The 6,992-nt window shown below is 44.5% G+C and carries 4 protein-coding genes and 3 pseudogenes; 2 read left to right on the forward strand and 5 right to left on the reverse strand.

Annotation, left to right across the window (positions count from 1 at the left end):
• Positions 1-223, forward strand: a pseudogene (locus A1019T_RS02270) (zinc ribbon domain-containing protein); the annotation flags it as partial.
• 98 nt (positions 224-321) lie between these two features.
• Here A1019T_RS02270 and topA read toward each other — a convergent pair.
• The 3 genes and pseudogenes from topA to A1019T_RS02285 form a co-directional block, all read right to left on the reverse strand.
• Positions 322-2,976 carry a type I DNA topoisomerase gene (topA, locus tag A1019T_RS02275; RefSeq protein ID WP_077450239.1) on the reverse strand — a complete coding sequence of 885 codons (2,655 nt, stop codon included), beginning with the start codon at positions 2,974-2,976 and terminating at the stop codon, positions 322-324.
• Positions 2,977-3,171: 195 nt separating this feature from the next.
• Positions 3,172-3,753 carry a hypothetical protein gene (locus A1019T_RS02280; RefSeq protein ID WP_077450240.1) on the reverse strand — a complete coding sequence of 194 codons (582 nt, stop codon included), beginning with the start codon at positions 3,751-3,753 and terminating at the stop codon, positions 3,172-3,174.
• Positions 3,754-3,981: 228 nt separating this feature from the next.
• Positions 3,982-4,623 (reverse strand): annotated as a pseudogene (locus A1019T_RS02285) (ParA family protein); the annotation flags it as partial.
• Positions 4,624-4,906: 283 nt separating this feature from the next.
• Here A1019T_RS02285 and A1019T_RS02290 point away from each other — a divergent pair.
• A complete protein-coding gene (locus A1019T_RS02290; RefSeq protein WP_077450242.1) occupies positions 4,907-5,398 on the forward strand; it encodes a DUF2799 domain-containing protein in 492 nt (163 codons plus the stop codon).
• A 108-nt stretch (positions 5,399-5,506) separates the two neighbouring features.
• Here A1019T_RS02290 and A1019T_RS02295 read toward each other — a convergent pair whose 3' ends face one another.
• Together A1019T_RS02295 and A1019T_RS13525 are read right to left on the reverse strand one after the other, a co-directional pair.
• Positions 5,507-6,739, reverse strand: a complete 1,233-nt coding sequence (locus tag A1019T_RS02295) for a multidrug effflux MFS transporter (RefSeq protein ID WP_077450243.1) — start codon at positions 6,737-6,739, stop codon at positions 5,507-5,509.
• Positions 6,740-6,890: 151 nt separating this feature from the next.
• Positions 6,891-6,992, reverse strand: a pseudogene (locus A1019T_RS13525) (RNA-guided endonuclease TnpB family protein); the annotation flags it as partial.

The following is a 6,992-nucleotide window of genomic DNA, read 5'->3' on the forward strand; positions in this document are numbered from 1 at the left end:
ATGCAGGTTGTCAGCTTGAGATGGTAAATGAGAGTTACACTACCCAGACCTGCTCGTACTGCCATAAAATAAGTGATAGTAGCTTGAGGGTAGAGCAGGCTTGCGAATAAGAGGATGGGCTTGTGCTGAGTGTGGCACATGGCATGATAGAGATATCAATGCTGCTAAGAACATCCTCGCGGTCGGGCTTGACCGTCTAGCTGTAGGAATCCCCTCGGTTTAGCGAGGGGAGGAGGTCAAAAGTGTTGGGCCTTTTCTTTTAATACACTTGTAGTCTTTATTTAACTTAAGCAAGTAAGCAAGTAGCCAGTGGCTTAAACCCTACTCTTCAACCCACTCGCCATTACGCCAGTAAACACCCCAACGGGTCGCCTTGCCAGTCTTTAAGCTTTCCGAGCCAATATACTGCTCTTTTTGCTTACGTGACCAACGTAGAATCGTTGGGTTGCCCTCTGGGTCTTCATCTGGACCTTTGAACAAGTACTGGAACTTGTCTTCCATTTGATCTTGGATACTACGCAGCTCAGCCAATTTCGGGGGTCTGGTCTCCCGTACTTTCGGGAACTTAGACGCTGCCAAGAACAAGCCCGCCGCGCCCTCACGTAAGATGAAATGGTCGTCATGCTTGGTCGACCTCAACTGAGGCATATCGATTGGGTCCATACGGGGTGGCGCAGGCTCACCATTTTTCAACACTTTACGCGTGTTATCACATTTGTTACACGCAAAGTAAGGACCAAAGCGTCCGGTTTTTAGCTCCATTTGACCATCACATTTATTACAATCAATAGTTGGTGCATCAGACCCTGGGACTTCAAACTTACCTTCTTCTAGCAGATAACCATCACAATCTGGGTTATTCCCGCAAATATGTAGTTTTAAGCCACCATCGACAATGTAGCCATCCATTGCAGTGCTACATTTTGGACAGCGTTTTTTCTCCATCAACTCTTTGACTTCAACGGTTTCATCAATCTCACTGTCGTCTAAGTTAGCAAAGGCCTCAACAGGCATTAAGTTTTTGGTGCCTTTACAGCGCTCTTTGGGGGGCAAGTTATAACCGGTACAGCCTAAGAACACCCCAGTTGAGCCATTACGCAGCTGCATCGGTCGATCACATAGATCACAGTGCACATCAGGCACATCTGTTGGATCATTAGGACGCATACCGTCTTTTTCTTTGGCATGTTCAAGTTTGTTTTTGAAGTCACCATAGAAGTCGTCAAGAACCGCCTTCCAGTCTTGGTCCCCTTGCGCAACATGGTCTAACTCATCCTCTAGACCTGCAGTGAAGGTATAATCCATCAGCTCTGGGAAGCTTTCAGTCAGACGATCGGTGACAATATCACCCATTTTCTCAGCATATAGCCGCTTGTTCTCTAATCTGACGTAACCCCGGTCTTGAATGGTCGAGATAATTGAAGCATAAGTAGAGGGACGGCCAATGCCCTTTTTCTCAAGCTCTTTAACCAAGCTAGCTTCAGTATAACGCGCTGGCGGCTTGGTAAAATGCTGGCTAGGGTCAAGCTTAATTAGATTCAGCTCATCACCCTGTTTAACATCAGGCAGTAAGGTATCATCTGTTTTTGCGGGTGGCATAACCTTGGTATAACCATCAAAAATCATGGTACGACCACGGGCTTTTAGCTCCACGTTACCCGCTTCAACCAACAAGTTAACTGACTTATATTTGGCCGGTAACATCTGACAAGCCACAAACTGACGCCAGATCAACTCATAAAGACGAATGGCATCACGCTCAACGCCTTTCAACTGAGTTGATTTTAGATTGGCATTGCTCGGACGGATTGCTTCGTGAGCCTCTTGAGCATTCTGCTTACTGCCATAAAAGTTGGGCTTCTCTGGCAAATATTTTTTGCCATAGCTGTCCTCGATAAAGCCGCGAACTCCCGCCAAGGCATCAGCCGATAAGAAGGTAGAGTCAGTACGCATATAAGTAATATGACCCGCTTCATACAGACGCTGCGCCAACATCATGGTTTTCTTGACTGGGAAGCCCAAGCGAGTACTGGCGGCTTGCTGCAAAGTCGAGGTGATAAAAGGCGCACCTGGTTTGGACTGAGTGGGTTTTTCTTCGCGCTCTTTAACCACATATTTGGCGGGTCTAAGAACTTCAAGTACCGCGTCAGTTTGCTGTTTATTCTCAAGCTTAAGCGTCTTGCCATTTTGTTTAACCGCTTCTAGACGAATCGGCGTATCTTCTGCCACATTGGCATTGTCACTACCTTTCATAGTGGTGTCAGCATGGATTTGCCAATATTCTTCTGGAATAAAGGCACGGATCTCACGCTCACGCTCTACCACAAGACGAGTCGCTACCGACTGTACTCGTCCTGCAGATAGACCACGGGCAATTTTTTGCCACAATAAAGGGGAGACCATAAAACCCACCACACGGTCTAAAAAGCGGCGAGCTTGCTGAGCATTGACTCGGTCAATATCTAGCTTACCTGGCTCTTTAAACGCGTTTTGGATGGCAGATTTGGTAATCTCGTTAAACACTACTCTTTGGTATTTGCTGTCATCACCGCCGATCACTTCACGTAAGTGCCAAGCAATGGCCTCCCCTTCTCTATCCAAATCCGTTGCCAGATAAATCTTATCTGCATCTTTGGCCAGGGCTTTTAATTCTTTAATAACTTTGGTTTTGCTAGGCAAGACTTCATACACCGCTTTCCAGCCATGCTCTGGGTCAATGCCCATTCTGCGCACCAAGGCTTGCTGTGCTTTTTCTTCTTTAGTTAAGTCTTCATCAGCCTTGGTGGCTTTTTTCTTGGCACCGCTGCTGGTTGGCAAATCACGCACATGACCAATACTTGAGCGGACAATAAAGTCGTCACCCAAATATTTATTGATGGTTTTCGCTTTTGCAGGAGACTCCACAATAACCAGTGACTTACCTTTGGCACTGGCTGAAGAGGTCGATGCTGTTTTTTTACCGGTGGTTTTAGCCATTGATATCACAATCCTAAGTAATCTTTTTTATAAATTATATTTGTTATGTATGGGTTATAAGCAGGGCAGCTACTATTAAATAAGGCTGAATGCCAAAAGTTGCTTTGACGTTACACTGCTAACAGTTGCGCTGTCAACCGAGTTTTTCAAGAGCAGCAGCCCACTATTGTACAAATTGAGACAATTTTGAGCCTTTTAACTGTCTTTACTGACCAGCTTTTGGGCCCAACTCTGCATGGTTGACTTTAAAGCGGATAGCTCAGGTTCAATTTGTTGCATCTTAAAGTTTGGATTGGTAGCGGGCTGCACATAACTGCCGTCCTGCCAAAATACTACCAGACTATTGGCTTTAAGATAGACCCCCTTAACCAAGGGCGCCATACTAGGAGGTAGATTTAGGGGTTCGCCTTCCAAACGCTGAGCGAGCCGCTGTTTAGAGGTCGAATGTGACTCATCTATAGAGGAGGAGTGAGAATTTACATCTGAGCCTTGAGCTTGAGTATTCTCAAACTTCAAAACCCCATCAACCACTTGATAGTGGGTTTCAGGAAACTTCATATCATCCATGATAAGAGAGTACTGTCCGATCATCCCTTTTCCAAACTCATTATTGCGGCCGCGAACCCAATCGGGACAGGCAACAACTTTAGGGTTTAACTCCAACTTTCTCGCAGTCATACACAGTTTATCTAAACGCATATCAACAACACTAGGCTTTAGCGCCATAATTGTGCCCAATACAAACATACCAATAGCGATGGCTATCCAGGTACCCATAGTTTCCCCGTAATTTTGACTCGCTGTCAGTCATAACAGCAATCAACAGTTATAGAATAAATAAGGCGCTAGTTTAGTAGGTTTTTGTGGTTATTCATACCATGTTGAGCCATCACCTGCTTTTTTTAATGCATTTTCCTGATCATTGCTGCTGTTTGCCAACTTCTCTAAAGTAGCAGGTATCGTACTGTCTGCCAATACCTCTTCGTATTTACTCGCCACTTTTGGCATCAAAGCATCCATTACGGGCTGCCACTGCGCTTGCACGTCACGATAGCGTTTCTGATTAAAATCAAAAATGCTCAGGCCTTGTTCCGCCAACTGGGGGTACAAACTTCTTTCACTGAGCCAAGCTAAGGGGGGTTGACCTATTTCCGTAAAGAAACTCTGTAAAGTTTGATTGGTGCTACTCTGAGGACGAACGCGATTGGCTAATAAATGAATATCAACCTTGCCTTTACGAATACGCTTGATGTCTTGAATGGACTTTAAAAACTGCTTGGTACTGTCAGCATCGAAGATAGAAGGCAGCACTGGAATTAAAATGGCTTTGGCCTCACTAATTAAAGACTCAGCATGATCAGCGGTTAACGAGCCTGGCGCATCAATAATTAACCAATCTTTTTTACCTAGCTTTTTGGCTGCTTTTTTGGGAAGTTCGCCAATCTCTTCTTCATCTCGCCAATCTACAGCATAAATTTTCGCGGCGGTGTCTGGGCGCTGTTTTAACCACCGTAAGCTAGATTTCTGGGGATCGGCATCTGCTAACGCTACGGTTTGGCCTTGATTTGCTAAAGCGGCGGCCAAAGTGATTGCCACTGAGGTTTTACCACACCCTCCTTTTTGATTTGCCACTAATACTGTCTTCATAATTATGCCTATTATTATTTAAAAACTAGGTTATCCTTCCTATACTACTTATATATACGTGATTTAACGTAAATTCAATATTTAACTATTAACTTTGTTGCTTAAATGAGTCACCATACATAATAACAGAAGAAAAGTATTCTATAAGCACCTAACCCAAGGTATTTATTAATATTTTTAAAAAGCTATCTAATAGTTTTTAATCTATAGAGGCGCTTTAGGAACTGTTCATTTCTTACCTTATTACTTCCTACCTTGGCATTCTTACTCAGGAGCAACCCACATGAATATAATGCGAATAACTTTAGCCGGTGGTCTGTTAAGCACTGCCCTCGCCCTGCTGCCCGGATGTGCTACTACTCAAGCCTTGTCTCCTGAGCAATGTCAAGCTGGTAACTGGTCGGAGATTGGCTATGCCGATGGCATCGTAGGCCGTTCAGGAGCCTATTTTGCAAAACATATAGAGAGCTGCACGCCCGTGCCAGGGAGTGTGCCTAATCGCGTGTTATGGGAAGAAGGACGACAACAGGGCCTAAAACAATTCTGTACCGAATTAAATGCCTATAAGCTGGGGCGTGAGGGCTACGCTTGGCAACCGGTGTGCCCATTACAGGACATTGAGAAACTAGAAGAGGCTTACAATCAAGGTCGTTATTACTATCTACGCCAACGAGATATGGAGTATCTAAGCACTCCCTATCCTTGGGGATATGGCCGTTATGGTTACGGTCCTTATGGCTGGCACAGTCCTTTATGGCGTCCTCCAGTTTGGTAGTATTGAAGATTAAAACTAAAAAGACCTTTCGGCTCATACCAAAAGGTCTTTTTAATTAATAGATTTATCTTAATTCAATGAGCTTTACGACTCTAATTATCGGCGGTATCAGTCCGCGCTATCCAAGTTAAGCTTTCTATCTACCCTGTACACTGAAAAGGTACCCAAACCCATTAATATCGTCATGGTTGCTCCCAGTTTAAACACTGGATTGACTGGAAATAGATTCAGTAAAAGTCCACCAAAAATACCCACACAGAACATCAGTGAGCCTTGTAAGGCACTGGCCATACCAGCACGATGCTTCTGAAAGGCTAAAGCAATCGCTGAAGCATTAGGCTGAGTTAACCCTAAGCCTGAAATACAAAAGAAGATACATATCAGCACCAAGGGCAACCAAGCTTCTGAGCCATAAAGCACACCTAAAAATAACAAACAACTCGCGGCTATCGTCTGTAGCGTGGCCCCAAAACGCAGCAGTGAAATAAGGCGGAAGCGGTTGGTCAAAAACTGATTTACTTGGGTTAATAAAATAAATCCAGCGGCATTTATTCCAAATATAAGGCTAAATTGACTTTCTGTCAGCCCATAGCCATCCATCAGTAACTCTGGCGCAGCATTAATATAGACAAACATGGAACCCATCAACAGTCCAGCGCCCACAGCAGGGTAACCAAAAGAAGGATCTTTCAACAGATCCACATATTGAGCTAATATGGTATTTAAGGGGCGAATGCTGCGGTTTTCTTCTGTTAAGGTCTCTTTAAAAAAGAACTTGGTTAGTAGCAGGTTTAATACCCCAAAAGCGGCTAAAAACCAAAAAATAGCATGCCAATCAAAAAACCTTAAAAAAGCAGCACCCAAGGACGGGGCTAAAATAGGCGCCAATCCCATGACCAGAACCATAATTGAGAAGGCTTTTGCCATTTGACGCGGTGGCATGGTATCCCGAATGGCAGCTCGAGTGACCACGGCACCGACACACGCCCCCAAGGCTTGTAGCGTACGGGCAGCAAACAACACATATTGACTGTCTGTGGTGGCACATATTAGTGAGGCGATAACATATAACGTCATACCAAAGTAAAGAGGCTTTACTCGGCCAACACGGTCACTTAATGGCCCGTAAATAAGCTGACCAAAAACCAACCCCACAAAATACGCCGGCACCGAGTTTGAAATCTGAGCGGTACTCACCCCAAAATCTTTGGCCATTGTTGGCAAGGCTGGTAGATACATATCTATCGATAACGGACCAATAGCCACAATGAGCCCTAGCATCATAATCCAAGCCACCGGCATGGGCTGCTTATCAACAGGAGTCGTTTGTTTGTTTGACATAAAATATATAGAGACCCAATAAGATTAAAAGCCAGTCTCCTCGAAAAGAAACTGGCTGTTTTAAATCAGGTTAGAGTAACTAACCATCATTATTCATTAAAAAAGAGGAATTAATAAGCTAAGCGTACTCTTATTTGACTTCCTCCCCTCGCTAAACCGAGGGGATTCCTACAGCTAGACGGTCAAGCCCGACCGCAAGGATGTTCTTAGCAGCATTGATATCTCTATCATGCCATGTGCCACACTCAGCACA

Origin of the sequence: Psychrobacter piechaudii, from assembly GCF_900162825.1 — a bacterium.
GTDB classification, from domain to species: domain Bacteria; phylum Pseudomonadota; class Gammaproteobacteria; order Pseudomonadales; family Moraxellaceae; genus Psychrobacter; species Psychrobacter piechaudii.